Source organism: Amycolatopsis sp. NPDC005232, from assembly GCF_040607795.1.
Taxonomy (GTDB): Bacteria; Actinomycetota; Actinomycetes; order Mycobacteriales; family Pseudonocardiaceae; genus Amycolatopsis.
On sequence record NZ_JBEXHL010000030.1, the window covers coordinates 17,674 to 44,337 of the forward strand.

At 70.9% G+C, this 26,664-nt stretch carries 24 protein-coding genes and 1 pseudogene; 15 read left to right on the top strand and 10 right to left on the bottom strand.

Annotated elements, in window-relative coordinates:
- Positions 1–11 precede the first annotated feature (11 nt).
- Positions 12–1,601 carry a glycoside hydrolase family 13 protein gene (locus ABZU76_RS38840; RefSeq protein WP_354879310.1) on the top strand — a complete coding sequence of 530 codons (1,590 nt, stop codon included), beginning with the start codon at positions 12–14 and terminating at the stop codon, positions 1,599–1,601.
- 206 nt (positions 1,602–1,807) lie between these two features.
- Positions 1,808–2,377 (top strand): dihydrofolate reductase family protein, encoded by a 570-nt coding sequence (locus tag ABZU76_RS38845; protein WP_354879313.1) that lies wholly within the window; start codon positions 1,808–1,810, stop codon positions 2,375–2,377.
- A gap of 17 nt (positions 2,378–2,394) precedes the next feature.
- On the opposite strand, the gene ABZU76_RS38850 is transcribed toward ABZU76_RS38845, so the two are convergent.
- Positions 2,395–2,967 carry an AAA family ATPase gene (locus ABZU76_RS38850; RefSeq protein WP_354879316.1) on the bottom strand — a complete coding sequence of 191 codons (573 nt, stop codon included), beginning with the start codon at positions 2,965–2,967 and terminating at the stop codon, positions 2,395–2,397.
- Positions 2,968–2,983: 16 nt separating this feature from the next.
- Here ABZU76_RS38850 and ABZU76_RS38855 point away from each other — a divergent pair.
- Together ABZU76_RS38855 and ABZU76_RS38860 are read left to right on the top strand one after the other, a co-directional pair.
- Positions 2,984–3,097 (top strand): annotated as a pseudogene (locus ABZU76_RS38855) (deaminase); the annotation flags it as partial.
- A gap of 44 nt (positions 3,098–3,141) precedes the next feature.
- On the top strand, positions 3,142–3,444 hold the full coding sequence (locus ABZU76_RS38860) for a hypothetical protein (RefSeq protein ID WP_354879319.1): 303 nt from the start codon (positions 3,142–3,144) through the stop codon (positions 3,442–3,444).
- Positions 3,445–3,510: 66 nt separating this feature from the next.
- On the opposite strand, the gene ABZU76_RS38865 is transcribed toward ABZU76_RS38860, so the two are convergent.
- Positions 3,511–4,812: a hypothetical protein gene (locus ABZU76_RS38865; RefSeq protein ID WP_354879322.1), complete on the bottom strand. Its 1,302-nt coding sequence runs from the start codon at positions 4,810–4,812 to the stop codon at positions 3,511–3,513.
- A gap of 133 nt (positions 4,813–4,945) precedes the next feature.
- On the opposite strand from ABZU76_RS38865, the gene ABZU76_RS38870 reads away from it, so the two are divergent.
- The gene (locus ABZU76_RS38870) at positions 4,946–6,403 is read left to right on the top strand and encodes an ABC transporter substrate-binding protein (RefSeq protein ID WP_354879325.1); all 1,458 of its coding nucleotides are present in this window, start codon (positions 4,946–4,948) and stop codon (positions 6,401–6,403) included.
- Positions 6,404–6,575: 172 nt separating this feature from the next.
- Here ABZU76_RS38870 and ABZU76_RS38875 read toward each other — a convergent pair whose 3' ends face one another.
- A complete protein-coding gene (locus tag ABZU76_RS38875) occupies positions 6,576–7,451 on the bottom strand; it encodes a LysR family transcriptional regulator (protein WP_354879328.1) in 876 nt (291 codons plus the stop codon).
- Positions 7,452–7,522: 71 nt separating this feature from the next.
- On the opposite strand from ABZU76_RS38875, the gene ABZU76_RS38880 reads away from it, so the two are divergent.
- Positions 7,523–8,536, top strand: coding sequence for an SDR family oxidoreductase (locus tag ABZU76_RS38880; RefSeq protein WP_354879331.1), 1,014 nt, complete (start codon positions 7,523–7,525; stop codon positions 8,534–8,536).
- 6 nt (positions 8,537–8,542) lie between these two features.
- Here the strand turns inward: ABZU76_RS38880 and ABZU76_RS38885 are convergent, their stop codons facing one another.
- Positions 8,543–9,325 (bottom strand): NPP1 family protein, encoded by a 783-nt coding sequence (locus tag ABZU76_RS38885; protein WP_354879334.1) that lies wholly within the window; start codon positions 9,323–9,325, stop codon positions 8,543–8,545.
- A 120-nt stretch (positions 9,326–9,445) separates the two neighbouring features.
- Positions 9,446–10,183, bottom strand: coding sequence for an SDR family oxidoreductase (locus tag ABZU76_RS38890; RefSeq protein WP_354879337.1), 738 nt, complete (start codon positions 10,181–10,183; stop codon positions 9,446–9,448).
- A 118-nt stretch (positions 10,184–10,301) separates the two neighbouring features.
- Here ABZU76_RS38890 and ABZU76_RS38895 point away from each other — a divergent pair, with 118 nt between their 5' ends.
- A complete protein-coding gene (locus ABZU76_RS38895; RefSeq protein WP_354879340.1) occupies positions 10,302–10,934 on the top strand; it encodes a class I SAM-dependent methyltransferase in 633 nt (210 codons plus the stop codon).
- 40 nt (positions 10,935–10,974) lie between these two features.
- Here the strand turns inward: ABZU76_RS38895 and ABZU76_RS38900 are convergent, their stop codons facing one another.
- The 4 genes from ABZU76_RS38900 to pip all read right to left on the bottom strand — a co-directional run bounded on the left by ABZU76_RS38900 (position 10,975) and on the right by pip (position 16,822).
- Positions 10,975–12,876 carry a S8 family serine peptidase gene (locus tag ABZU76_RS38900; protein WP_354879343.1) on the bottom strand — a complete coding sequence of 634 codons (1,902 nt, stop codon included), beginning with the start codon at positions 12,874–12,876 and terminating at the stop codon, positions 10,975–10,977.
- Positions 12,877–13,119: 243 nt separating this feature from the next.
- Complete coding sequence (lpdA, locus tag ABZU76_RS38905) at positions 13,120–14,514, bottom strand: dihydrolipoyl dehydrogenase (RefSeq protein ID WP_354879346.1); 1,395 nt, start codon at positions 14,512–14,514, stop codon at positions 13,120–13,122.
- A gap of 52 nt (positions 14,515–14,566) precedes the next feature.
- A complete protein-coding gene (locus tag ABZU76_RS38910; RefSeq protein ID WP_354879349.1) occupies positions 14,567–15,352 on the bottom strand; it encodes a lysophospholipid acyltransferase family protein in 786 nt (261 codons plus the stop codon).
- Positions 15,353–15,415: 63 nt separating this feature from the next.
- On the bottom strand, positions 15,416–16,822 hold the full coding sequence (pip, locus tag ABZU76_RS38915; protein ID WP_354879352.1) for a prolyl aminopeptidase: 1,407 nt from the start codon (positions 16,820–16,822) through the stop codon (positions 15,416–15,418).
- A gap of 37 nt (positions 16,823–16,859) precedes the next feature.
- Here pip and ABZU76_RS38920 point away from each other — a divergent pair, with 37 nt between their 5' ends.
- The 7 genes from ABZU76_RS38920 (at position 16,860) to ABZU76_RS38950 (ending at position 24,787) form a co-directional block, all read left to right on the top strand.
- Entirely contained in the window at positions 16,860–17,897 is a 1,038-nt protein-coding gene (locus ABZU76_RS38920; protein WP_354879355.1) for a LacI family DNA-binding transcriptional regulator, read from the top strand.
- 79 nt (positions 17,898–17,976) lie between these two features.
- Positions 17,977–18,660 (top strand): response regulator transcription factor, encoded by a 684-nt coding sequence (locus ABZU76_RS38925; RefSeq protein ID WP_266118135.1) that lies wholly within the window; start codon positions 17,977–17,979, stop codon positions 18,658–18,660.
- A gap of 2 nt (positions 18,661–18,662) precedes the next feature.
- Entirely contained in the window at positions 18,663–20,009 is a 1,347-nt protein-coding gene (locus ABZU76_RS38930) for a HAMP domain-containing sensor histidine kinase (RefSeq protein WP_354879358.1), read from the top strand.
- A gap of 150 nt (positions 20,010–20,159) precedes the next feature.
- Entirely contained in the window at positions 20,160–21,581 is a 1,422-nt protein-coding gene (locus ABZU76_RS38935; RefSeq protein ID WP_354879361.1) for an amino acid permease, read from the top strand.
- Positions 21,578–22,351, top strand: coding sequence for a carbon-nitrogen hydrolase family protein (locus ABZU76_RS38940; protein WP_354879364.1), 774 nt, complete (start codon positions 21,578–21,580; stop codon positions 22,349–22,351). The genes ABZU76_RS38935 and ABZU76_RS38940 overlap by 4 nt, the downstream gene beginning before the upstream one ends.
- Complete coding sequence (locus ABZU76_RS38945; RefSeq protein ID WP_354879367.1) at positions 22,348–24,042, top strand: NAD(P)/FAD-dependent oxidoreductase; 1,695 nt, start codon at positions 22,348–22,350, stop codon at positions 24,040–24,042. The genes ABZU76_RS38940 and ABZU76_RS38945 overlap by 4 nt, the downstream gene beginning before the upstream one ends.
- A 112-nt stretch (positions 24,043–24,154) precedes the next feature.
- On the top strand, positions 24,155–24,787 hold the full coding sequence (locus ABZU76_RS38950) for a TetR/AcrR family transcriptional regulator (protein WP_220243078.1): 633 nt from the start codon (positions 24,155–24,157) through the stop codon (positions 24,785–24,787).
- A gap of 178 nt (positions 24,788–24,965) precedes the next feature.
- On the opposite strand, the gene ABZU76_RS38955 is transcribed toward ABZU76_RS38950, so the two are convergent.
- Entirely contained in the window at positions 24,966–25,694 is a 729-nt protein-coding gene (locus ABZU76_RS38955; protein WP_354879370.1) for a TetR family transcriptional regulator, read from the bottom strand.
- A 67-nt stretch (positions 25,695–25,761) separates the two neighbouring features.
- Here ABZU76_RS38955 and ABZU76_RS38960 point away from each other — a divergent pair, with 67 nt between their 5' ends.
- Complete coding sequence (locus ABZU76_RS38960) at positions 25,762–26,646, top strand: alpha/beta hydrolase (RefSeq protein WP_354879373.1); 885 nt, start codon at positions 25,762–25,764, stop codon at positions 26,644–26,646.
- The last annotated feature ends 18 nt before the right edge of the window (positions 26,647–26,664 follow it).

Genomic DNA, 26,664 nt, shown 5'->3' on the forward strand with positions numbered 1-26,664 from the left:
AGGACTACGCAGTGACCGAACTGTCTTCGGCTTGGTGGCGCAGCGCGGCGATCTACCAGGTGTACATCCGCAGCTTCGCCGACGGAAACGGCGACGGCATCGGCGATCTCGCCGGCGTCCGGTCCCGTTTGGACCATCTCGCCGAACTGGGGATCGACGCCATCTGGTTCACGCCTTGGTACCCGTCGCCCATGGACGACGGCGGCTACGACGTGGCCGACTTCCGTGACATCGAACCGCTTTTCGGCACCCTCGCCGAGGCCGAGGAGCTCATCGCCGAAGCGCACGAGCGCGGCATCCGCGTGATCATCGACATCGTGCCGAACCACTGCTCCGACGAGCATCGGTGGTTCCAGGCGGCACTCGCCGCCGGGCCGGGATCGGTCGAGCGGCAACGGTTCTGGTTCCGCCCCGGCCGCGGCGCCGACGGTTCGCAGCCGCCGAACAACTGGAAGTCTCGCTTCGGCGGCCCCGCGTGGACCCGCGTCGAGGACGGCGAGTGGTACCTGCACCTGTACAGCTCCCGCCAGCCCGACTTCAACTGGGACAACGCCGACATCCGTGCGGAATTCGAGGACGTGCTGCGGTTCTGGTTCGACCGCGGCGTCGACGGCTTCCGCATCGACGTCGCCGACGGGCTCGTGAAGGACCCGGCACTGCCCGACGTGGAGAACGGGGACGAGACGCCGTTTTCCGATCAGGAGGGGCTGCACGAGATCTACCGGTCGTGGCGCAAGATCGCCGACTCGTACGCGGGCGAACGTGTGCTCGTCGGCGAGATGTGGCTGCCCGACATGTCGCGCGCCGCGCGCTACCTGCGCCGCGACGAGCTGCATTCGGCGTTCAACTTCGACTTCCTGGTGTGCCCGTGGGACGTCTCGCGCTTCCGCGACGTCATCTCGCGCACGCTGCGGGCCCACGACGAGGTCGGCGCGCCCGCGGCGTGGGTGCTGTCCAACCACGACGTGACGCGGCACGTCACCCGGTACGGCCGCTCCGGCGACACGGGTTTCTCGTTCGCGGACCGGCTGCACGGCACGCCGGTTTCGCTCTCCCTGGGCACCCGCCGAGCGCGAGCGGCGGCACTGCTGACATTGGCGCTGCCCGGCGGGGTGTACGTGTACCAGGGCGAAGAGCTGGGGTTGTGGGAAGTCGAGGACATCCCTTCGGAGCTGCGGCAGGACCCGGTGTGGGCGCGGACCGACGGCGCGGACCCGGGCCGGGACGGGTGCCGGGTGCCGCTGCCGTGGTCGGGTCCTGCCGCACCGTTCGGCTTCGGCACGGGGACGCCGTGGCTGCCGCAGCCGTCATCGTGGGCCGAGTACACGGCTTCGGCGGAGGCGGCGGACCCGGCCTCGATGCTGTCGCTGTACCGCGACGGCCTGCGGATCCGCGCGGAGCAGGCGGCCCTCGGCGCGGGCGCGCTGGAGTGGTTTTCGCTCGGTGCCGGCGTGCTGGCGTTCACGCGGGAGCCGGGGTTCACGTTCGTGCTGAACTTCTCCGCCACGGCGGTTCCGTTGCCGACCGGGGAGATTCTGCTGGCGAGCGGTCCCGTCACCACGGAGATCCCGACGGACACCGCAGTGTGGCTGCGGTCCTGATCGTCGGTGGAGGGTGTCGAGGGGGCACCCTCCACCGGCGTCAGTCAGCCCTGCGAGCGGCGCGGAACAGCCGGCGGCCACCTCTCGCCTCGGCCGCCGGGCAGCCGCTCAGAAATTTTTCGAGCGATGGTGTCGATTGGGGTCGAGCGGGTTCGTAGGCAGGGTGAGGGGCCGCCCGGCCCCGAACCTCACCCAAGGAGCACACCATGACCGCCACCTACACCTTCGACGTCTTCTCCAGCCTCGACGGCTACGGCTCCCACACCGGCGACTGGGGCGGCTACTGGGGCAAGCAGGGCCCCGAGCTGCTCGCGCGCCGCCTCGAGATGTACGGCGACGGGCAGCGGATGGTGTTCGGGAAGACCACGTTCACGGACAACGTGGAGATGTTCGCCCAGTTCGGCGCGGAGAACCTCGACCCCTGGGTCGCCCTGATGCGGAAGCTGCCGACCACCGTCGTGTCCAGCACCCTGCGCGGCCCCTTCGACTGGCCGGACGCGACGGTCCTCAGCGGCGACGCCGTCGACGTCATCGCGCGCCTCAAGAAGGAGTCCGACGCACCGCTGCGCTCGCACGGCAGCCTGGCCATGAACCGCGCCCTGATGGCCGCCGGCCTGGTCGACCGCGTGCAGCTGACGGTCTTCCCCGTGCTCACCGGCCGAACGGGCGCCGCGCGCATCTTCGAGGGGGCCGAGGACTTCGACCTGGAGCTCCTCGAAAGCCGCACCTTGGACGGCCACACGCAGGAACTGATCTACCGGCCCACGCGGCATTGATGAGCGGACTCAGGCGATCAGCTTGTTCGTGCGCGGGCGGCGCGGAGGCGTTCGAACGCTTTCGGCCGCCCGATCGCATCGAGGCGGCCGGCGATCTCGCGGGCGCAGTCAGCCGCCGTGCGGTGAGTGGTGTCCACGACGAGGTCGTTGTCCCGGTGGGAGTAGATCAGCGTCTGCGAAGCGGCAAGACCTTGCGGCCGGTCGCCGCGCGAGCGCTCCCGCCGGGCGAGCTCCTCCGGTGCGCAGTGGACGTCGACCAGGGTGACGTCGTAGCCGTCGAGGACGACGAGGAGGTCGTCGAGGCGCCACGGCTCGCTGAGCAGGTAGTCCATGACCACGTCGTTCCCCGTGGACGTGAGGGCCGCGACGGCGCGGTGGTAACCCCGCCGGGTTCGTCGCAGCATCTCCTGGACTCCGGCGTCGTCGAGCTCACGGGTGTAGCGCGTCGACCGCATCCCGCTGATCCCGTCGACGGGGACGTGGAACCAGGGATCGGGCAGGACGGCCAGTAGTGCCTGCCCGATGCTCGACTTCCCGGAGCTCGACGGGCCGTTGAGGAGAATGACCCGGCCGCGCGCCACTGGCTCCATGATCGAACTGTATTCAACGGGCGCCGCGCGCATCTTCGAGGGGGCCGAGGACTTCGACCTGGAGCTCCTCGAAAGCCGCACCTTGGACGGCCACACGCAGGAACTGATCTACCGGCCCACGCGGCATTGATCCGGCTGCTTCCACGTAGCCGCACGGCTGGCAGACTCCGTCTCGTGGCAAAGCTCAAGGCAACGGTGACCCGATGGGTGGACGAAGAGTTCCCCGGCTTCGTGGAATTGCGGTTCGCCGAGGCGGACGGCACCGTCGTCCTGATCACGGAGAAGGTGCCCGTCCTGACCGCGGAGAACTGGGATTCGAGCACTCCGCTGCCCATGCCGTTCGACCTTGACTGCGAAGTGCTGCGGCGCGAACAGGATCCCCACGGCGGCGCCACCGCGGTCGTCGAACTGAGCTACGGGGTCCAGGACGACGACGGCCGGGGACAGTTCACGGTGCCGGCGGACCAGGTGCGCTGAACCTCGGACCGCGCGGGTGCGGGGCCGCTCAAAGGTGTTCGGGCGGCCCCGCGCCGCGACCAGGGCTTAGGCAGTCAGCTTCAGAACATCCACCCCACGCACGTTGTCCGCCACATACACATACCCGTCATGCCAATACGGCGCCCACGAGCTGGCGTCCGCCGGGCGGAAGTAGGCGATCTGGCGTGGGTTGGTCGGGTCGCTGACGTCGAGGAAGCGCGTGCCCTGGGAGTAGAAGGACTGGACGAGCACGTGGTCGCGCAGGTCGAAGTAGTGGGCGGAGCAGTCGTCGGAGGCGGGGTCGCTGCCTTCCTGGCCCGCGACGCTCCAGGTGCCGATGCTCTGCAGGCGGAAGGGGTCCGATGAGGTCGAACGCCAGCCTTCGCCGTGGTACGAACCGGCCAGGGACGAGATGGTGAGCACGCCGTCGCCGGCGCAGCCGTCCAGGAAGTTCTCCTCGGTGGCGTACACGAGGTCGTGGCCGCGCCACGCGCCGGCGTCACGGGGGCCGACCGGGTGGAAGCTGTTGTGCAGGAACTTCGACGGTGCGGCGGTCTCGTCGACGCCGCCGCCGGCGTACGGGATGGGCTCCAGAGCCGTGGCGCGGTGCACGCCGCCGCGGACGGGGTCGCGGTGCTGGCCGCTGGTCCAGTAGCCGCGGACGCCGCCGCGGCCCGACACCCACGCGACGCCCGCGGAGTCGACCTGGACGTCGTGCACGTAGTCGGTCTGGCCGTCGTTGCGGGCGAGTTCGATGGGGTCGGGGTGCACGACAGGGTGGCGCGGGTTGCGCACGTCGGTGACCCAGATCGGGCGCCCGCCCCAGTCGGCCGGCTGGTCGTCGGCCTTCGCGGGGCCGCCGGTCCACAGGTAGCGGCAGCCGTCGACGCAGCTGGTGGTGTGGCCGGCGGGCACGCGCACGTAGCTGAGGATCGTGGGCTTCTCCGGGCGCGAGACGTCCACGACGTAGATGCCGGACTCGCCGGTGTGCGTGTTGCCTTCGAACGCGCGCGGGTCGCGCGAGAGGAACACCAGCTTGCGCTGCGCGTCGACCTCCGTGTCCTCGGTCTCCCACAGGCCGGGCAGGCTGAGCTGCCCGATTGCCTTCGGCGCGGCAGGGTTGCGCGTGAGGTCGTAGACCTTGAGGCCGAACTCACCGGACACCACCATCACATCGCGGTGGCCGTAGGACAGGAAGTTGGCGGAGATCGCGCCCGCCGCGTCGGGCACGTTGCCGACGGCGCGCACACCCTTGACCGCGCCCGGATCACCGGCGGTGTGTTTGGCCTGAACCGCAGGCTTGTCGTCCTCCCCGCACGCGGCCGCGGGCAGCTCGGTCGCGATGAGCGTCGCGGCGACAGTGGTCAAGGCCAAGCAAGATCGAACCCACCAGCGGCGCACACGAACCTCCCAGAACGCCCAGCGTGACCGTTGCACTCTAAGACGGTGACCAACCGGACACAACCGCCTTTCGTCCCTTTCCAACTGGTATTAAGACAGCATGCGCCTGCCCGCCCTGCTCGCCGCCGCAGTGGCGGCGTTGTCCGCGCTCGCCGGCTGTTCGTCCGACGAGCCCGCGCGCCCGGGCGTCGTCACGGCCGGCCTGCAGGAGCCGGGCACGCTGCTGCCCGCCGACGTCGACGACCAGGCCGGGCGCTTCGTCACGGGCGCGCTCTGGACGCCACTCGCCGACTACGACCCGGCCACGGGCAAGCTCACCCCTCGCGCCGCCGCGTCGATCACGAGCACCGACCGCGTGACGTGGACCGTGAAGCTGCGCCCGGGCATGAAGTTCCACGACGGCAGCCCGGTCACCGCACAGTCCTATGTAGACACTTGGCGGGCCATCGCCGGCGAGAACTGGGAGGTCACGCCGGTGCTGACGAAGTCGTTGCGGGCCAAACAGATCACGGCCCCCGACGCGGCGACGATCCGGCTCGTGCTCGACCGTCCGAGCAGCCAGGTGCCGGCGTGGCTCTCGGCGCCGGGGCTCGTGCCGATGCCCGCCTCCGTGCTCGCTTCGCACGACTGGAACGGCTTCGCCCGCCACCCCGTCGGCGACGGCCCCTTCCGCCTCGCCGACGGCTGGGCCCCCGGCACCGGCGGCACGCTCCTGCGCGTCGCCCCGGCCGGCGAGCTGGCGACCGAGGTCGACCTGCGCGTGGGCGACCCGGTGGAGCAGTACGACGCCGTGCGCGACGGTTCACTCGACCTCGTCACCTCCGTCCCCGGCGAACGCCACGAAGCCATGCACACCGACTTCGCCGACCGCCACACCACCTGGCCCCTGCCCGAGGCCGGCTACCTCGTCTTCCCCACCGCCGACCCCCGCTTCGCCGACGCCGCCGTGCGCCACGCCTTCGCCCTCGCTGTCGACCGCTCAGCGCTGGAGGCCGGTCCCCTCGCGCACCAGGTCGACCTCGCCCACGCCCTCCTGCCACCCGCCGACGCCCCCGGCGAACGCACCGGCACCTGCCGCCCCTGCTCCTTCGACGCCGCCGCCGCCAAGTCACTGCTCGGCCAGTCCGGCTTCACCGGCCCCACCACGGTCTACTTCGACCCCGGCGCGGGCCAGTGGACGCGCCCACTCGCCGCGGGCCTGACCACGGCGCTGGGGGTTCCGGTGACCGCCGCCCAACGGCCGGACGGGCAAACGGACGGTCCGTCTACTGTGGACCTGAATCTCGCCTCCGCCAGTCCGGCGGACTTGCTGTCGGCCCTGGCTTCCGCTTCGGGCTACTCGGACGCCGGCTTCGAGCAGGACCTCGCGGCCGCGGAGTCCGCGTCCACCGCCGCGGAAGCCGGGCAGCTGTACCGGGTCGCCGAGAATCAGCTGCTGCGCGACCTCCCGGTGGCTCCTTTGTGGACGGGCCACGGGCACGCCGTGTGGTCGCCCCGCTTGCACGACGTGACGGCAGCGGCGTTCTCGGGTATCGACCTGGCCAGGCTTTCCGTCTGATCACCGTTTCGCGTGCCGCGCGAGAACCTCGACAAACCAGCGCGCAGGTGGCACACGCCCCTCGAAACTCGGCCACCGCACCGCGCCCGACAGAAGCGCCGGGCCAACGCCAGCCGACGCCAGGAACGGCACAGCCTCAGCGTTCCCGTGCTCGTCGGGCTCTATCTGACGTTCACACCTTCGCGTGCCGCGCGAGGATCTCGACGAAACCACTGGTCAACGGATCCGGCCCGGGGCGGCTGTAGGCCGTGAGCACGCGGCGCACCGGCTTCGACGGGCGCAGCACCCGGCCTTCGAAATTCGGCGGCAGCACGTTGGCGGGCACCAGCGCCGGGCCCAGGCCGGCCGCCGCGAGGATGGGGGCGGTGGCCGTCTGCTCGGTGCGCACGGCCGGGCGCGGACGGAACCCGGCGTCGGCGCAGGCGGCGTCGAGGATCTCGGCCAGGCCGTGGCCGGGGGCGTAATGCACCCAGGCGCAGTCGGCGAGGGTGGCCAGGTCGACGCTGCCGCCGTCGCCCTCGGTGGCCGCATCGGCCGGGAGGACGACCACGAACTCCTCCACGCCCAGCGAACGCACCGGCCCTTCCCAGCCCGCGGGCTCCGGGCCGATCGCGACGTCGGCTTCGCCGGCGGTCATGGCTTCGCGGAGCTCGTCGGCGTGGCGGAATTCGAACAACCGCACGTCGACGGCGGGATGGTCGCGCCGCCACACCCGCAGCGCGGCGGGCAGCACGCCGAGGCTGACGGAGTAGACCGTGGCGACCAGCAGCTCCCCCGCCATCAGCCCGGACGCTTGCCGAGCGGCGCAACGAGCACGTTCGGCGTCGGCGAGGGCGGCGCGGGCGTGCGGGAGCATCGCGCGGCCCATCGGGGTGAGGCGCACCGAGCGCGGCAGCCGTTCGAGCAACGGCCCGCCGACGTGCTGCTCCAGCGCCCGGATCTGGTGCGACAGCGCGGGTTGCGTCACGTGCAGCTGCTCGGCCGCGCGCGTGAACGAGCCGGTGTCGACCACCGTCACGAGGTACTCCAGCTGCCGCAGGCTCGTCATGACCGCAGTTTATCGCTGACCAAAGAACTATGCCTTGGACTTATGCACAGCCCGGTCGCAGGATCGAAGGCATGAGCACCCCACGCAAAGCCCTGGTCGCCGGCGCCAACGGGATCATCGGCCGCACGCTGACCGACCACCTGCGCGGCCTCGGCGGCTGGGACGTCGTCGGCCTCTCACGGCGCGGCGGGCCCGGCGCGCTCGCCGTCGATCTGCTCGACGCCGCCGACACCCGCGCCAAGCTCGCGGACCACCGCGACGCGACGCACCTGTTCTACGCCGCCTACCAGGACCGGCCGACGTGGGCGGAGCTCGTCGCGCCGAACGTCGCGATGCTGGAGAACCTCGTCGACGGACTCGAGGGAAGTGCGCTGGAGCACGTGAGCCTCATGCAGGGCTACAAGGTCTACGGCGCCCACCTCGGGCCGTTCAAGACGCCCGCGCGGGAGTCGGACGCCGGGCACATGCCGCCGGAGTTCAACGTGGACCAGCAGGAGCTGCTGGAGCGCCGGGCCCCCAGCTGGTCGGCGATCCGGCCGTCGGTCGTCGGCGGCACCACACTCGGCAACCCGATGAACCTCGCGCTCGTGATCGCCGTGTACGCGTCGATCTCGAAGGAACTCGGGCTGCCGCTGCGGTTCCCCGGCAAGCCCGGCGCCTACGACAGCCTCCTGGAGATGACCGACGCCGGCCTCCTGGCGGAAGCCACGGTCTGGGCCGCGACCTCCACCCGCAACGAGGCCTTCAACATCGCCAACGGCGACCTCTTCCGCTGGAACGAGCTGTGGCCGAAGCTCGCCGCGTACTTCGAGCTCGACACGGCGCCGCCGCTGCCCATGTCGCTCGCGACCGTGATGGCGGACAAGGAACCGCTGTGGTCCCGGATGTCCGCCGAGCACGGCCTCAAGCCGGCCTACCGCGACGTGTCCGCCTGGCCCTTCGGCGACTTCGTGTTCTCCTGGGACTACGACATGTTCGCCGACACGTCGAAATCACGCCGCGCGGGCTTTCACTCCTATGTGGACACCGAGCAGATGTTCTACCGGCTGTTCGACGAGTTCCGGCGCGACAAGATCATTCCCTGACCCACATCAGGCGTTGGGATCCAACCCCACCTCAGCCGGTTTCGCCGTCGCCAACGTGCCGTTGAAGCGGTCGTCCGTCAGCTTGAACGTCGCGTCGCCGAAGTCGGCGGAGGTGAGCTTGTCGCGGATGCCCGAGGGGTAGTTGTCCCAGCCCACGAGGCCCTTGACCTGCCAGACGCCCTCGTCGTTCTCGGGTGGCTCGTCACCGTTGCCGGCCTGGGGGAAGCGGAAGTCGTGGGTCGTGACGCTGTCCTTGTGGTACACGGCCTTCGGGTGGCTGTCCTGGAACGGGACCTCCGACGCGGACTTCGTCTCGTAACCCTGGTGCTGGGAAACGGAAATGTACTTCGCCTGGTCGTCCTGCACCCACACGACGATGTGCTCCCAGTCGTGCTTGTGGCCGGCCGACACGGGGCCGTCGGAGACCTGGTCCTTCTCGAAGTAATACCCGTACAAGTAGGCGCACCAGCCGTTGTTGCACTTGGACCTGGAGTAGACGTTGGTGTTGGCCAGATCGGACTTGTCGTGGCAGTTTCCGTTCACGGCGCCGCCGAGGTCGAGGCCCGGGTTGAGCGTGCCGTCGGGGCCGATGGCCGGGGTGTTGTAACAACCGTCCTTGTCGAAGTCGAGCGCGGGCTGCCACTTGGCGTCGGCGGCGGGCGCGCCGGCCGGCAGGGCCGAGGGCGGGTCGGCCCACGCGGTCGCCGAACCGAAAGCGACCGAACCGAATGTCACCGTGGCGATCGCCAGCGGTACGACGGCCGACCTACGCAACGTGCGGTGCTTCATCGAGCGGGTCCCTTCTCGTGATCGCACGCCCAGCGTGGTCCCGGGACACCAGCACCGCAGTGTGGATCAGACCACTCGAAGATCCTTGCCCGAACGGGTAACTCCGGCGGTACGGAAGGGTCAGCCCCTCCCGATGAACGGCATGGTCGTGGCCGTGATGGTCAGGAACTGGACATTCGCGTCGAGCGGCAGCCCCGCCATGTACAGCACCGCGTCGGCCACGTGGCTCGCTTCGAAGGTGGGCTCGGCGAGCACGCGGCCGTCGGCCTGCGGGATACCGCCGGACATGCGCTCGGTCATCTCCGTGGCGGCGTTGCCGATGTCGATCTGTCCACACGCGACGTTCCAGGCGCGGCCGTCGAGGGAGATCGACTTGGTCAAGCCCGTGACGGCGTGCTTCGTGGCGGTGTAGGCGACGCTCGCGGGACGCGGCGCGTGCGCGGAGATCGAGCCGTTGTTGATGATCCGCCCGCCCATGGGTTCCTGGTCCTTCATCAGGAGCACGGCCTGCTGCGCACACAGGAACATCCCGGTGAGGTTCGTGTCGACCGTCCGGCGCCAGCGTTCCACGGACAGGTCCGCGACGGTCCCGCCCGCCGACACCCCGGCGTTGTTCACCAGCAGATCCAGGCGGCCCCACCGCTCGCGCACCGCCGCGAACAACGCCGCGACGGCCTCGGGCGACGCGACGTCCGTAGGCACGACCAGCGCCCCCTCGGCACCGTCCGCCGTCTCCGCCAGCGCTTCGGCCCGGCGCCCGGCCAGCGCGACCTGGTAGCCGGCGCCCAGTAACGCCCGCGCCGCCCGCCGGCCGATGCCCGAACCCGCTCCGGTGACCACCGCGGTCTTCGTCGTCATCCCACCCCTCCTCGGCTTCGCCGCCCAGCACACAGCAGGCCAGCACGCTGCCACACCATCCGGGCCACCACAATCCACGTCGTGGACTCGCGGCCGTCACGAGGGCAGACTTGCGGAAATGGGACCACGAGACACTCTGCTCGCCGGGCTGGCGCGGCAGCTCGGCAACCCCAGCGGGCTGCCTGGCCGAGCCGTCGGGCGGCTGCTGAACCGCGCCAATCGCGGCAACGTGACGGCGGCCGTCGAAGCACTCGACCTGAAACCCGGGGAGACCGCGCTCGACATCGGCTTCGGCGGTGGCCTGGGCCTCGACCTGCTGCTGCGCGCCGCGGCGGGCGGCACGGTGCACGGCGTCGACATCTCCGACACGATGATCGCCAAGGCCCGCGCCGCGTTCCCCGCCAACATCGCCGCCGGCCGGTTGCGCCTGCACCGTGGCACGATGACCGCGCTGCCGCTGGAAGACGCGTCGATGGCCGCCGCGATCACGCTGAACACGGTGTACTTCATCGACGACCTCGACCTGGGGTTCGCCGAGGTCGCCCGCGTGCTCACGCCGGGTGGCCGGTTCGTGCTCGGCATCGGCGACCCGGAAGCCATGAAAGCCATGCCGTTCACCGAACACGGCTTCCGGCTGCGCCCGGTCGCCGACGTCGAGACGGCGCTGGGCGAGGCGGGCCTGCGCCTGGACCGCCACCAACGCGTCGGCGAGGGCACCCGCGCCTTCCACCTGCTGATCACGAGCAGGTGAGCCGGCGGCCCCGATCAACCCGGGGCCGCCGGAACCGCACCTAGCTCTGCGGCACGCCCAGCGCGTCCAGCGCCGGGCCCGCCATGATCACGCCGGCGCCCGTCACGGCGTCGTACCCGGGCGCGCCCAGGTCGATCGCGCTCGACACCAGGGCCGAGCGGATCTCCGCGGGTGTCGCGGTGGGCTTGCCCGACAGCAGCAGCGCCGCGATGGCGGCCGCGTGCGGGGCCGCCGCGGACGTGCCGTAGAACGGCTGGAAGCCGGCCACGGACGTGGCGACGCCGTCGGCCGCGGTGATGTCCGGCTTGGCGCGCGTGGCGCCGCCCGTCGAGGAGACGTTGCCAGGGGTGAGCTCGGTGCCGTCGGGGTTGAAGAACACGTGGCGCTCACCGTCGGAGGAGAAGCGTTCCCACTTGCTCGCCGCGGTGAACTGGCCCGGGTACGGGCCGGCCGGGTTCGCCGGGTCGCCCGTCTCGAGTGGACGGCCGAACGCCGTCGCCGCCGGGGCCGCCGCCACGCTGAACGCGTCGGCCGCGGCCGAGTGGCCCGAGGTGACGCCCGCCGTGCTGAACGCCTTGAGCGAGCCCGAGTCCCCGAACCGGCCGCGGATCACGTTGAGCGCGAGGAACCGGTCGGCGCCGCTGTACTTCACCACGGCCACGCGGTAACCCGAGCCCGTGGTCGGCACCGAGGCGATCTCGTACGGGTTCTGCGAGCCGGTCTGCGGGTTGTCGCTGGAGGACACGACGCTGCCCGACGCGTTGAGGATGAACAGGTCGTAGTCGTTGCCGGATTTGCCCCACGGGTCCGACCAGAACAGCGTGACGGGCTTGCCGAGCGAACCCGCCGACAGCGGGTCGGAGGTCTGCACCGCCGAGCCCGGGTCGAAGTCGTGCGGCGTGCCGCTGATGCCCGGCAACGTGGAGGCCGAGGCGCGGAAGTCACCCTCGTAGTAGCCGCTGGTGCCGTCGGTGAGGTTGCCGGAGTTGCCGGCGGAGGAGAAGTACAGCGTGCCCGCGGCGGTCACTTCGTTGACGGCCTGCGCGACCTGCGTGTCCTGGAACGGCGACTCGTCGAAGTAGGCGACGTCGTCGACGATCACGGTGCAGTGGCCGGTGGTGCGCAGGCCTCGGATGTTGGCGGCGAAGCTCGCTTCGCTGGTGAACGCCGTGGCGAAACCGAGAGTGGCGCCGGGCGCGAGGTCGTGGACGATCTCGAGCATCGCCGTGCCCTCGTCGCCGCTGCCGGCCTGGCCCGCCAGCACGTCGACGGCCGGCAGCTCACCCGCGGCCTGCGACTTCGACAGGGAGTTGACGCCGTCGGACAGCACGCAGACCTTGATGCCGGAGCCGGTCACGCCGTACTGCGCGCGGGCGGTGTCGGCGCCGTGGGCCTTGTCGCCTTCGGACACCTGCGTCACCGCCTGGGCCACCAGCTCACGGCGCGGGTCCTGCTCACGCCACGTCATCGCCTGCGCGGCCGGCGCGACGGCGGCCACGTCACCGCGCGCCGCGATCTTGTCCACGGCGGCGAGCGGCAGGTCCGCGCGCACCGCGCCATCCGGCGAGGCGTAGCGGACGGTGCCGCCGGCCGCACGCACGGCCTTGGCCACGGCGGTCCCGGTGGTGCCGGTGATGCCTGTGATGTCGACGGAGACCGCACCGGTCTTCGCCACCGGCAGGCCGGTGCGGTAGTCGGGCAGCAGCGCGGCGAGCACGTGGTCGGCACGCAGGCGCTTCTCGATCACCAGCCGGCTGTCCTGCTTGCGCTCCGAAGGCGTCAGCGACTTCTTGATGCCCTGCAACGCGCTGATGCCGGCCTCGGTGCGCTGCGCGACGACGTCGGCCGCGGACGGCTGCGCACTCGCCACGCCGGCGCCCAGCAACACGACCCCCACCGCCAACGGCACCGACCGAGTGGCGGCCCGGCTGAATCTCCGCATCGACTCTCTCTCCCTGCTTCGCCCGCCCCACCGGCGGTAGTCAGAAGAATCTAGAGAGTCACCACCGCGCAGTACACCGACAAAAGTTTGAATCGTCCGATGTGTCCACTCCGTGGACGCGGTGGTCAGCGTAGCGGCCCGTCCCCCGCTCGTGGACCGCCTCCAGGCAGACGGGTGATGAACCGACGGACAACGACGCCGGACCGTCCGCAGTGGACGATCCGGCGTCGTGGCGGGAAGACCTCAGAAGTTGATCATGTGCCCGGCCAGGCCGTGGATCGCTTCCTTCACCGCCTCGCCCAGGGTCGGGTGGGCGTGGACGTTGCGGGCGACCTCGTGCACGGTCAGGTCCCACTGCTGAGCCAGCGTGAGCTCGGGCAGCAGCTCGGTCACGTCCGGGCCGATGAGGTGCGCGCCGAGCAGCTCGCCGTACTTGGCGTCACTGAGGATCTTGACGAAGCCGCCGGCGTCGCCGAGGCCATGGGCCTTGCCGTTGGCCGTGAAGGGGAACTTCGCGACCTGCACGTCGTAGCCCTTGTCGCGGGCCTGGGCCTCGGTCCAGCCGAAGCTGGCGATCTGCGGCTGGCAGTAGGTCGCGCGCGGGATCATCACGAAGTCGAGCTCCATGGTCTCCGCGCCGGCGATCGTTTCGGCCGCGACGATGCCCATGGACTCCGACGCGTGCGCCAGCATCAGCTTCGCCGTCACGTCGCCGATGGCGAACAGGTGGGCCACGTTGGTGCGGCCGCGGCCGTCCACCGCGATGGCGCCGCGCTCGGTGAGCTCGACGCCGGTGTTCTCCAAGCCGTAGCCCTTCACGTTGGGCGCGAAGCCGATGGCCTGCAGGACCTTGTCGGCCTCGAGCACGTCCTGCTTGCCGTCCTTCGACACCGTGACCCGGACCTTGGCGCCGGAGACGCCGGGGTCCTCGATGGCCTCGACTTTGGTGCCGGTCAGCACCTTGATGCCGAGCTTGCGGTAGCGCTTGGCCAGCTCCGCCGACACCTCGGCGTCCTCGAGCGGCACCATCCGGTCGAGGAACTCGACGATGGTCACGTCCACGCCGTAGTTGCGCAGCACGTACGCGAACTCCACGCCGATCGCGCCGGCGCCCGCGATGACGATGCTCTCGGGCACCTCGCTCTCGAGGATCTGCTGTTCGTAGGTGACCACTCGGTCACTGCGGGAAGTCCCGGGCAGCAGACGCGCCGTGGCGCCGGTCGCGATGACGCAGTGGTCGAAGGTGATCCGCTCGCCGTTGACCTCGAGGGTGTGGTCGTCGACGAACGTGCCGTGGCCGTCGTACTCCGTGATCTTGTTCTTCTTCATCAGGAAGTGCACGCCCTTGACGCGGCCGTCCGCGACCTTGCGGCTGCGCTCGTAGGCGGCCGCGTAGTCGAAGCGGATCTCGCTGTCGGAGGAGATGCCGTAGGTGGCGGCTTCTTCCTTCACCGTGTGCGCCAGCTCGGCGTTGCGCAGCAGCGCCTTCGACGGGATGCAGCCGACGTTGAGGCAGACTCCGCCCCAGTACTTCTCCTCGACGACCGCCGCGCTCAGACCGAGCTGCGTGGCGCGAATGGCGGCCACGTAGCCGCCGACACCGGCCCCCAGGACCACGACGTCATAGTGTGCACTCATACCCTCCAAATTACCCCGAACCGGCTGGCGGGGCGGGGTGACGGTGCTCGCCTCACGGACGGTCGCCGGGGGGCTCTTCGCCGCGGATCCCGGCCAGCAGATCCGTCACCGCGCGCATGATCCGGGCGGTCGCTTCTTCGAGCACCTCGCGGGTCGGCGCGCCGTTGCGGAGATCCGAAAGGTCCACCGGCGGGCCCGCCACGAGCTCGACGGTCTTGCGCGGGATCCCGTGCGGGAACCAGGCCCCGGCGGGCAGGAGGTGGTGCGTGCCCCAGTTCGCGACGGGCACCACCGGCACGCCGGTCTCCAGCGCGATCCGCGCGACGCCTGTCTTGCCCTTCATCGGCCAGCCGCCGGGGTCGGCCGAGAACGTGGCCTCCGGGAAGATCGTCACGCACTCGCCGGCTTCCACCGCCTTCACGGCGTCGCGGTACGCGCCCGCCGCCGTCGGCGCGCCGCGGTACACCGGAATGTGCTGCCCGGACCGCATCACCGAGCCGACCACCGGCAGGTCCCACAGGCTCGACTTGGCCAGGTACCGCGGCACGCGGCCGGCGGCGAGGCAGAACGCCGTGAGCGTGGTCGGGTCGGCGAACGACAGGTGGTTCGACGCCACCAGCACCCCGCCCGAGGCCGGGATGTGGTGCGCGCCCCGCACGCGGAAGCGGCTGAACAGCACGAGGAACTGCCAGACCACCTCGATCGCGAAGCTGTACCAGGCACCACGGCCGGCGCGGGCGAAGCGCCGGCCGTAGGCCTCCATCTGACGGAAGGTGAGCAGCTCCCCCTCGTTCACGAGCGGGGTCCAGCGGTCGCGCGACCGGTTTCGCAGGGCCATGAGCGTCATTCGTAGCCGAAGACCACCCGGCTCGGTGACCCCGGGTCCCGGACGCGGCGCGGATCACACCCGCTCGAGGACCACCACGGGGATCTCGCGGTCGGTCTTCTTCGCGTACTCGTTGTAGTCCGGCCACACCGCGGCGAGCTTGTCCCACAGCCGGGCGCGCTCCTCGCCGGAGACCGTGCGGGCCCGGGCGGTGAACTTGTCGGCCAGCACCTGCACGCCTGCCTCCGGGTTGGCCTCCAGGTTGAGGTACCAGCCGGGGTGCTTCGGCGCGCCGCCCTTGGAGGCGACGATGACGGGGTTGCCGTCCACCTCCTGGTAGATGAGCGCGAACTTGCGGTCCTCACCGGACTTGCGGCCCTTGGTCGTCAGGACCAGTGTCGGCACGCCGGGCTGCCACTCGTGGCCGACCTCGCCGTCGGTCTCCTCGTAGCGGCGGACGTGCTCGTCACCAAAAAGCATCCGTGTGTTTCCTCTCGGCTCGTCGATCTCGCGGTCGTCCCAGCCTGCCGCGAACCGGTCGGTCGTGCTGATCAGCTCGTGCAGGGTCCGGGGCTCGTCGAAGGCGTGACCGGCGTCGGAGATCATCTTCAGCTCCGCGCCGGGCAGGACCTGCGCCAGCTCCCACGCCGTGGTCGCGGGAGTGACCACGTCATACCTTCCCTGCACGAGAACGCACGGGATGCCCGTGAGCTTCCCGGCTTCGCGAATGAGCTGGTCCTCGGCCAGCCAGCCGCCGTGGCGGAAGTAGTGGTTCTCGATGCGCGCGATGGCGAGCGCGAACTCCGGTTCGGTGAACGCCGACACCACTTCCTCCTGCGGCGTGAACTTCACCGTCTCGCCCTCCCACCGGCTCCACGCGATCGCCGCCGGTCCGTGGACTTCGGGGTCCGGGTGGTGCAGCAGCTCGTGATACACCTCAAGGAGGTTGTCGCTGCGGCGCGCGTACGGCACGGGCGCGAGGAACCGCGACCACGCCTCCGGGAACAAGCACGCGGCGCCACCGCCGAAAAGCCACTGGATCTCTTTCACCCGCAGCGTCGCGACTCCGCGCAACACGAGCTCGCTGACGCGGTGCGGGTACTGCTCGGCGTACGCGAGGGCAAGCACGCTGCCCCAAGAGCCCCCGAACAGCTGCCACCGGCCGATGCCGCGGTCTTCGCGCAGGAGCTCCATATCGGCGACCAGATGCCAGGTGGTATTCACCGACAGGTCCGCCTCGGCCGTGCTGCCGTGGGGTGTGCTGCGGCCACAACCGCGCTGGTCGAACAGCAGGATCCGGTACCGCTCGGGGTCGAACAGCCGCCGGTGCCGCGCCGACGCGCCGCCACCGGGACCGCCGTGCAGGAACGCCACCGGCTTGCCCGCGGGGTTCCCGCACTCCTCCCAGTAGATTACGTTGCCATCGCCCACCGGCAGCATCCCGTGGTCGTAGGGTTCGATTTCCGGGTACAGACCGAGCATGGGGCCACTATGCCCGAGGAACCACCATGGAGGAGCGATGAAGTCCGGGCCGCACGTGACCCTGGCGGACGTGGCACAAAGCGCCGACGTGTCACTCGCCACGGCTTCGCGGGTGCTCAACGGCACCGCATCCGTCCGCACGGACCTGCGCGATCGCGTGATGTCGGCCGCGGCTGAGCTCGCGTACGCACCGAACGCACACGCCCAGGCACTCGCCGGAGGGACACATCGGACGGTCGGGGTGATCTGTCACGATGTGTCCGATCCGTACTTCTCCGCGGTCGCCGGCGGGGTCATGAAGGTGGCCAACGGCAACGGCCTGCTCGTGATGCTCGCCGATACTTTCCGCGACGCCGACCGCGAAGTGGCGTATGTCTCGGCACTGCGGGCGCAGCGGGCGTCGGCGATCGTGCTGATCGGGTCCGCGTTCGAGGACCGCTCGTGGGAACGCGCGATGGCCGCGGAGCTCGACCCGTACCGCCGTGGCGGCGGCCAGGTCGCCGCCGTCAGCCGGCACCGCGGGCTCAAAGTGGACACCGTGCAGCCCGACAACCGCGGCGGCGCGGCTGCGCTGGCGAAGGCGCTCGTCGGGCTGGGCCACAAGCGGTTCGCCGTGCTGGCCGGGCCGACACGGCTCACGACGGTGTGCGACCGGCTCGACGGGTTCGCCGAAGAGCTCGCCGCCCAGGGCGTCAAGCTGTCCGACGAAGACGTTTTCGAGACCGCCTTCACCCGCGACGGCGGCTACGAAGCGGCGAAGCGGCTTTTGGAGCGGCCGAAGCGCAAGCGCCCGACGTGCGTGTTCGCGGTCACAGACCTGATGGCGATCGGTGCGCTGGCCGCGTTGCGCGAGGCCGGCGTCGCCGTGCCGGGCGAGATCTCCGTCGCGGGCTTCGACGACATCCCGGTGGTCCGCGACCTCACGCCGGCGCTCACCACGGTCGCACTTCCCCTGGAACAGCTGGGCGAACGCGCGATGGACCTCGCGCTCAAGGGTTCCGGCGCGCGAGCGCGCACGGTCCGGGTCAACGCCGAGGTCGTGTTGCGCGAAAGCACCGCGCGCCCGAGGCGCTGAGAACCGTCCTTTGTAGACCTAACCGGGTTCCGCGGATTTCCCGGCACGCCCCCGCCAGGGTGTTGGTTAGGCTGCTCCCGTGGCCAAGGTGCTGGTGGTGGAGGACGACGTGACGATCGGCGGCGTCCTGGAGTCGTCGCTCGCGCGCCACGGCCACGAGGTGCGCTGGTGCCGCGACGGCCGCAGCGCCCTGAACGAGGCCGGGGCCGAGCTCGTGCTGCTCGACCTGGGTCTGCCCGACCTCGACGGCGTGGACGTGTGCCGCCGCCTGCGCACGAGCATGCCGGGTGCCGTCGTCGTGATCCTCACCGCGCGGACCGACGAGATGGACGTGGTCGTGGGCCTCGACGCGGGTGCCGACGACTACCTCACCAAACCCATCCGCCTCGGCGAGCTGCTCGCCCGCGTGCGCGCCCACCTGCGTCGCGGCGCGCCCGCGAACCCCGCGGTGCCGGTGGTCACCGTCGGCTCGCTCGTGGTCGACGCGGCGAGCCGGCGCGCGGTCGTCGGCGGGCGGGAGGTGGACCTGCGGGCGCGGGAGTTCGACCTGCTGGCGCGCCTCGCCGAGCAACCAGGCGTGGCGGTGAGCCGGGAGCGGCTGATGGCCGACGTCTGGGACGCGAACGCGCACGGCTCCACCAAGACGCTCGACGTCCACATCGCGGCCTTGCGGCGCAAGCTCGCGGACGCCGCGCCCGAGCCGGCCGACGTGCCCCGGATCGCCACCCTGCGCGGGCACGGCTACCGCCTGGAAGAGGCCTGAGCGTGCGCCGCCGGATCGTGACGCTCACGGTGCTCGCCGCCGTGGTCGCCACCGTGCTGTTCGGGCTGCCGCTGGCCGTCGCGGCACTGTGGTACTTCCGTGAGGACACCGGCTCCGAGCTCGAACGCGCCGCCGACGGCACGGCGCTGGAGGTGTCCGACGCGCTCGCCGCCGGGCGCGTGCCAAGCCAGCCGGTGCAGGGCAGCGCGACCGTCGGGATCTACGACCCGCGGGGACAGCTGGTCTCCGGCGCGGGCCCGGAGACCGCCGACGCGGTGGTGCACCAGGTGTCCGGGGCGGACGTCGACGTGGCGTCCGGACAGGTCGGCGGCGAGGACGTGCTGGCGGTGCCGGTGATGGACGGCGCGCGGCTCGCGGGCGTGGTCCGGGCGGCGATGCCGCACACCGTGCTCCTGCGCCGCGTCGGCCTGACCTGGCTCGGGATGATCGGGTTCGGCGTCGCCGCCGTGGCCGCGAGCTGGCTCATCGCGCGGCGCATCGCGGCCCGGCTGTCGAGCCCACTGGAGGAGCTGTCGTCCGCCGCGACCCGGCTCGGCGACGGTGACTTCACGGCTCGCAGCCCCCGCGCGGGCATCACCGAGATCGACCGGGTCGGCGCGGCGCTGGACGTGACCGCGGAGCGGATCGGCGAGACGCTCGATCGCGAACGCGCGTTCTCGGCCGAGGCGTCGCACCAGCTGCGTACGCCACTCGCCGGCTTGCGGCTGCAGCTGGAGGCCGCGCTGGAGACGCCCGGGCTCGACCCGTACGAGGCGATCCGCGCCGGCATCGACTCGGCCGACCGGCTCGAGCGCACGATCGACGACCTGCTCGCGTTGTCCCGCGAACGCCGGGCGCCACGCGCCGAGCTCGACCTCGACGCGGTGCTGGCCGAGCTGCGCGAGGCGGGCGCTCCGCTGCTCAACGGCCGAGGGCTTCACGTCGACGTCCTGGACCCGCCCACCGTCCGGGCTTCGGCGGCGGCCGTGCGCCAGGTGCTCGCGGTGCTGCTCGACAACGCGACGACGCACGGCCGTGGGCCGGTCACCGTCGTCGCGCGCGACGCGGGGGGCGCGCTCGCGATCGACGTGGCCGACGACGGCCCGGATCTCGGCGACACCGACCCGTTCGCCCTGGCCCGCACCGCGCCGCCGGGGCACGGCATCGGGTTGCGGCTGGCCCGCAGCCTGGCCGAGGCCGACGGCGGGCGGCTGCGGCTGTCGAGCCCGCACCCGCCGACGTTCACCCTGCTGCTGCCCGCGAGCGACGACCCGGCGGAGCCGGCCGCATCCGCGGAGCCGGCTGAAGCGGCCCAGCCGGCCGAGCCATCGCCCGCCGTCGCGGAGTGAACAGATCACCGTTTCCGGCCGTGATAGTGCAATGAAACACCCAGATCTCATCCGAACGCGCAACGTTTTCCAGTTTTCGGGGCACACTTCGCTCAATACCGTGGCTCGCACCCGATCTTCATCGCAGCCGCGACGACGAGGAGTAGCCAGGTGACGTCCACCCCGACCCGCGTGCGGTTCGGCACTGCGCTGGGGCGCCGCAAACCGGTCGCGGACCTGGTGGCCGAAGCCGGCCACGGCCCGTTGAAACGGTCGCTCGGCCTGGGCCAGCTCACGATGCTGTCCATCGGCGCGACGCTGGGCAGCGGCATCTTCGTGGTGCTCGGCGAGGCCGTGCCCGTGGCAGGGCCCGCCGTGGTGCTCTCGTTCGTGCTCGCCGGGGTCACGGCGCTGTTCTCCGCGCTGTCCTACGCCGAGCTCGCGGGCCTGATCCCGCTGTCGGGCTCGTCGTACTCCTACACGTACGCCACGCTCGGCGAGCTGGTGGCGTGGGTCTGCGGCTGGTGCCTGATCCTGGAGTACGGCGTGTCCGTGGCGTCGGTGGCCGTCGGCTGGGGCCAGTACGTGAACGAGCTGCTGCGGCTGGCGTTCGGATTCACGCTGCCCGAGTCGATCAGTGGCCCACCCGGCGACGGCGGGCTGGTGAACGTGCCCGCGATCGTCGTGGTGCTGCTGGCGATGGTGCTGCTGCTTTCGGGTGCGAAGGAGAGCGCGCGGGCCAACGCGATCATGGTCGTGGTGAAGATCGCGACGCTGGTCCTGTTCTGCGCCATCGCGTTCACCGCGGTGCAGGCCAAGAACTTCACGCCGTTCCTGCCGCTGGGCCTCGCCGGCATGAGCGCGGGTGGCGCGAAGCTGTTCTTCTCCTACATCGGGTTCGACGCCGCGTCGACCGCCGGAGAGGAGGCCCGCAACCCTCAACGCGACCTGCCGCGTACGATCCTGCTCTCGCTCGGCATCGTCACGGTCCTCTACTGTCTGGTGGCCGTCGCGGCGGTCGGCGCCCTGCCGTGGCAGCGGTTCGACGACCAGCAGGCGGCCCTGTCGCACGTGCTGACCTCGGTGCTGGACAGCCCGTTCTGGGCCGGTGTGCTCGCCGTCGGCGCCATCGTGGCGATCTCCAGCGTGGTACTGACCGTCCTCTACGGACAGACGCGGATCCTGTTCGCCATGTCGCGCGACGGACTCGTCCCCAAGTCACTGTCCACAGTGCACTCGAAGACCGGCGTACCGCGCACGAACACCCTGGTGGTGTCGGCGTTCGTCGCCGTGCTCGCCGCGTTCGTACCGCTGGGCAAGATCGCCGACGCGACCAGCATCGGCACACTCTTCGCGTTCGGGCTGGTCAACATCGCCGTGCTCGTGCTGCGCCGGCGCCGCCCGGACGACGCGCGCACGTTCCGCGTACCGTTCTCCCCCGTCACACCGATCCTGGGTGTGCTCTGCTGCGCGTACATGATGTTCAGCCTCGACGGCGCCACCTGGGTCGTGTTCGGCGGCTGGATGCTGCTCGGGCTGGTGCTGTACTTCGGTTACGGCATCCGGCGTTCGCGGCTGGCGACGGCGAAATGATCGTCGCCGTCCACCAAGGGCCGTACGGGGAGCTGCCCGCCGCGCTCGCTGCCGCGGCCGAAGGCGGAGCCGCGCTCGTCGTCACCGCGGAGATGATCACCACGGGGTACGCCATCGGCGCCGCCGCGGTCGCCGAACGCGCCGAGCCGGCCGACGGAGCGCTGGCTCAGAAACTGGGCGCGCTCGCGGCCGAGCACAGCGTCGCACTGGTCTACGGCTACCCTGAACGCGATGGCGACGCCGTGTACAACTCGGCGCAACTGCTGTCCGCACAAGGGGAACGGCTCGCCAACTACCGCAAGACGCACCTCTACGGCGAGATCGACCACAGCCAGTTCTCCCCTGGCGCGGACCTGGTGGTGCAGGCGGACCTCGGCGGGCTGCGCGTGGGACTGCTCATCTGCTACGACGTGGAGTTTCCCGAGCCGGTGCGTGCGCACGCCCTCGCCGGCACCCAGTTGCTGCTCGTGCCGACCGCCTTGATGCGGCCGTACGAGCGGGTCGCGGACGCGCTCGTCCCCATCCGGGCGCACGAAAGCCAGCTGTATGTCGTGTACGCGAACCGCTGTGACACCGAGGGCGAGCTGTCCTACTGCGGCCACTCCACCGTCGCCTCGCCCGACGAGACCGTGGCGAAAGCCGGCGAAGGACCCGAGCTGATCTTCGCCGATGTCGACCCGGCCGTGCTCGCGCGTCCGGAGAACACCTACCTGGCCGATCGCCGGCCCGCGTTGTACCGATCCCTGACCGAAGAAGGACCCCAGGCATGACCTCCGCCGTCCCGACCGCGATCCCCACGGACGAGCCGGCCGGGCGCCCGATCACCATGTTCGGCCCCGACTTCCCGTTCGCCTACGACGACTACCTCGCCCACCCCGCCGGGCTCGGCACCGTGCCGACGGAGCACCACGGCACCGAGGTCGCCGTGATCGGCGGCGGGCTCTCCGGTGTCGTCACGGCCTACGAACTCATGAAGCTCGGGCTGCGCCCGGTGGTGTACGAGATCGCCGAGCTGGGCGGACGCCTGCGCACGCACCGTTTCCCCGGCTTGCCCGACGACGTGGTCGCCGAAATGGGCGCGATGCGCTTCCCGCCGGCGTCCACCGCGTTGTTCCACTACATCGACAAGGTGGGCCTGAAGACCTCACCGTTCCCGAATCCGCTCGCGCCCGCGACGTCGAGCACGGTCGTGGACCTCAAGGGCCACAGCCACTACGCGCGCACGCAGGACGATCTGCCGCCGGTGTTCGGCGAAGTCGCCCAGGCGTGGCAGCGCACGCTCGACGAGCACGCGTCCTTCGCCGAGATGCAGACCGCGATTCGCGACCGCGACGCAAAAACCGTGAAGCGGATCTGGAACGAGCTCGTGCCGCGCCTGGACAACCAGACCTTCTACGGCTTCCTGTGCGATTCGCCCGCGTTCGCGTCGTTCCGCCACCGCGAGATCTTCGGCCAGGTCGGTTTCGGCACGGGCGGCTGGGACACCGACTTCCCCAACTCGATCCTGGAGATCCTGCGCGTCGTCTACACCGGCGCCGACGACGAGCACCGCAGCATCACCGGCGGCAGCAGGCAGCTGCCGGTGCGGTTGTGGGACCACGCACCGGAAACGCTCGCGCACTGGCCCGCCGGCACCAGCCTCGCCACTCTGCACGAGAACGGCCGGCCGCGCCCCGGCGTCACGCGGCTGCACCGCACGGCGCCGAACAACGTGACCGTCACCGACGCGTCCGGGCACATCCGCACCTTCCGCGCCGCGGTGTTCACCGCGCAGAGCTGGATGCTGCTGTCCAAGATCGAATGCGACGAGGCGCTGTTCCCGATCGACCACTGGACGGCCATCGAGCGCACGCACTACATGGAGTCGTCGAAGGTGTTCGTGCCGGTGGACCGGCCGTTCTGGCTCGACCGCGACCCCGTGACCGGGCGCGACACGATGAGCATGACGCTGACCGACCGGATGCCGCGCGGCACCTATCTGCTCGGCGACGACCCGGGCAAACCCGCCGTGATCTGCCTTTCCTACACGTGGGCCGACGATTCCCTGAAGTGGCTGCCGCTGAGCGTCTCGGAGCGCGTGGAGGTGATGTTGCAGTCGCTGCGCGAGATCTACCCCGGCGTCGACGTGCGCAAGCACCTCGTGGGCGACCCGGTGACCGTGTCGTGGGAAGCGGAACCGCATTTCATGGGCGCGTTCAAGGCGAACCTGCCCGGCCACTACCGCTACCAGCACCGGTTGTTCACGCACTTCAAGCAGGACGCGCTGCCCGAGCGCTACCGCGGGCTGTTCCTCGCCGGCGACGACGTGTCGTGGACCGCGGGCTGGGCCGAAGGCGCGGTGCAGACGGCGCTCAACGCGGTGTGGGGCGTGCAGCGGCACTTCGGCGGCGAGTCGGCGCCGGCCAACCCCGGTCCTGGTGACCTGTTCGACGACCTGGCGCCGATCGAACTGCCGGACTGACCCCGCGGCCAGTCAACCCGTACCCGGCGGTAGCCAACCAATGGTGTCCCCGGGTGCGACACCGCCGGAGATCGGTCGGCCCGGCTGAACCGATCATGCGAAAATATTACGTATGAATACGGAGCCGGCGCCGAAGTGGCGGAGACTGGAACCGGACGAGCGCAGAGAACAGATCTACGCCTGCGCGGCGCGCCTGTTCGGCGAACGGCCCTACTCGGCGGTGTCCACTTCGGACATCGCCGCGGCCGCCGGGGTCGCGCGGGGGTTGATCAACCACTACTTCGGCACGAAACGCGAGCTGTACCTGGAAATCGTGCGGCGCGCGCTGACCGTGCCGCGGCTCGCGATCGAGATCCTGCCCGACGGGCCGCTCGAGCTGCGCGCGGACGTGGCCATCGACTGGTTCCTCGACATGGTGCGCTCGCAGGAGAAGACGTGGCTCGCCGCGATCGCGCCCGAGGGCATCGGGCGCGACGCGGAGGTCGACCGCATCCTCGAAGAAGCCGACCGCGAATCGGCCGACCGCGTGCTGGAGGCCGTTGGCCTTTCGCGCGACAGCGAGCACGGTGAGGAGCTGAACGCGGCCGTGCGCGCGTTCGCCGGCATGGTGAAGGCGGCGGGACGGGAGTGGCTCGTGCGGGGTTCGCTGAGCCGGGACCAGGTGCACACGCTGCTGAGCAAATCGCTCGTCACGCTCATCGGTGAGGTGTTCCCGCTGATCCAGGGCGAAGTTCCCGGGGAATGACGGAACCCCCGGCACCACGAGGGGGGAGGAAAGTGCCGGGGGCCCCGGCCGGAAGCCTCACGACCCCCGGCTCCTTGTCACGTTACCCCTGGTCGACGTGGGTTCGCTGTCAGTTTCCCCCCGATTTCACCGGGGTGGTCACACGTTCGGCCCACACCGGAAGGCTGCTACCACCCGATCAGCCCCGAGGCTCGGCCTCGAGCTCGGCCAGGCGGTGCGCCAGCCCGTCCACGCAGCGGCGCACCGCGTAGTCGTACAGGCGGGCGTACCAGCCGGCCGCCAGCTCCGGATCGGCCATCAGCTCCCGCATCGCGCGGCCCTGCGCGGCCATGCCGGGCAGGTCGGCACGGTCGTGATAGGTCGCGTACTCCTCGGTGTTGTCCAGGCGCAACGCGAGCGTGCTGTCGCGGTCGTCCTCCATCGCGACGAACTGGCAGGCCGTGGCGACGAGCACGTTGTAGGCCAGCACGCTCTCCTCGCCGAAGCCGGCGGCGAGCAGCACGCCGACCCCGCGGTCGATCGTGCGGATGGCGGCCGACACCGACGGCCCGAACAGCACCAGCCGCCGCGCCGTGCCGGGGTGCGCCCGCAACACCGTGCGCAGCTCGGCCAGCAGTTCGGCGAACCAGTCCTGCCACGGCAGGTCTTCGTCGGGCAGGCTCAGCAGGCCGACGACGCGATCGAGCACCGCGGCCACGACCGCGTCCCGGTCGCCGACGTGGTGGTAGATCACCGCGGGGTAGGCGTCCACGGCCGCAGCGAGCTGGCGCAACGTCCAGTTGTCGAGGCCGCGCTCGGCGGTCAGCGCGACCGCGGCGTCGACCACCTTTTCGGCGGTGACGGCCGGCAGTCCCGCTGCCGCGCGCGAGCGAGGACGGTTCCCGGCCCGCGAGGACGAAGACGGCATGCGATGTACCGTATCCGGATAACGACGGCGCGTGCCAGGATTCGGGGATCTAGGGCAGGATCAGGGCATGCCCCGTGCCCTGGCCAACGGCCTCGAACTCGAGTACGACACTTTCGGCGACGCCGCGAACCCGCCACTGGTGCTCGTGATGGGCCTCGGTGCCCAGATGGTGACGTGGGAGACCGGGTTCTGCGAGCTGATCGCGAGCCGGGGATTCTTCGTCGTCCGCTTCGACAACCGCGACATCGGCCTGTCGGCCTACCTCGACGAGCTCGGCGCGCCCGACCTGGCGGGGATCTCGGCCGGGCAGGCCTCGGCGCCGTACCTGCTCTCGGACCTCGCCGACGACACCGTCGGCCTGTTCGACGCGCTCGGCTTCGCGAAGGCCCACGTGGTCGGCGCGTCGATGGGCGGGATGGTCGTGCAGCAGCTCGCCATCGACCACCCGGACCGGCTGCTGAGCCTCACGTCGATCATGTCCACGACCGGCGACCCGACCGTCGGGCACACCTCGCCCGCCGCGCTGGCCACGCTGACGCGCCCACCCGCGGCGACGCGCGAGGAGGCCATCGAGCAGAGCATCGCCTCCTACCGCACCACCGGCTCGCCTGGTTACCCCGCGACCGACGAGTACCTGCGGTTCAAGGCAGCGCGGGGCTACGACCGCGCGCAGCACCCGATGGGCACGCTGCGCCAGGCCGCGGCAGTTGTCGCGTCGGGCGACCGCACGGAGGCGCTGCGCTCGCTGCGGCTGCCGACAGTGGTCGTGCACGGTGACTCCGACCCGATGATCGACGTGAGCGGCGGCAAGGCCACCGCCGCCGCGATCCCCGACGCCGAGCTGGTGGTCATCCCCGGCATGGGCCACGACCTGCCCGAACCGCTGTGGCCGGAAATCGTGGGCGCGATCGTGCGGGCCACGAGCCGCAGTTACCAATCCGGCCAAAAGTAGGCCGACCCCACGCGGTAC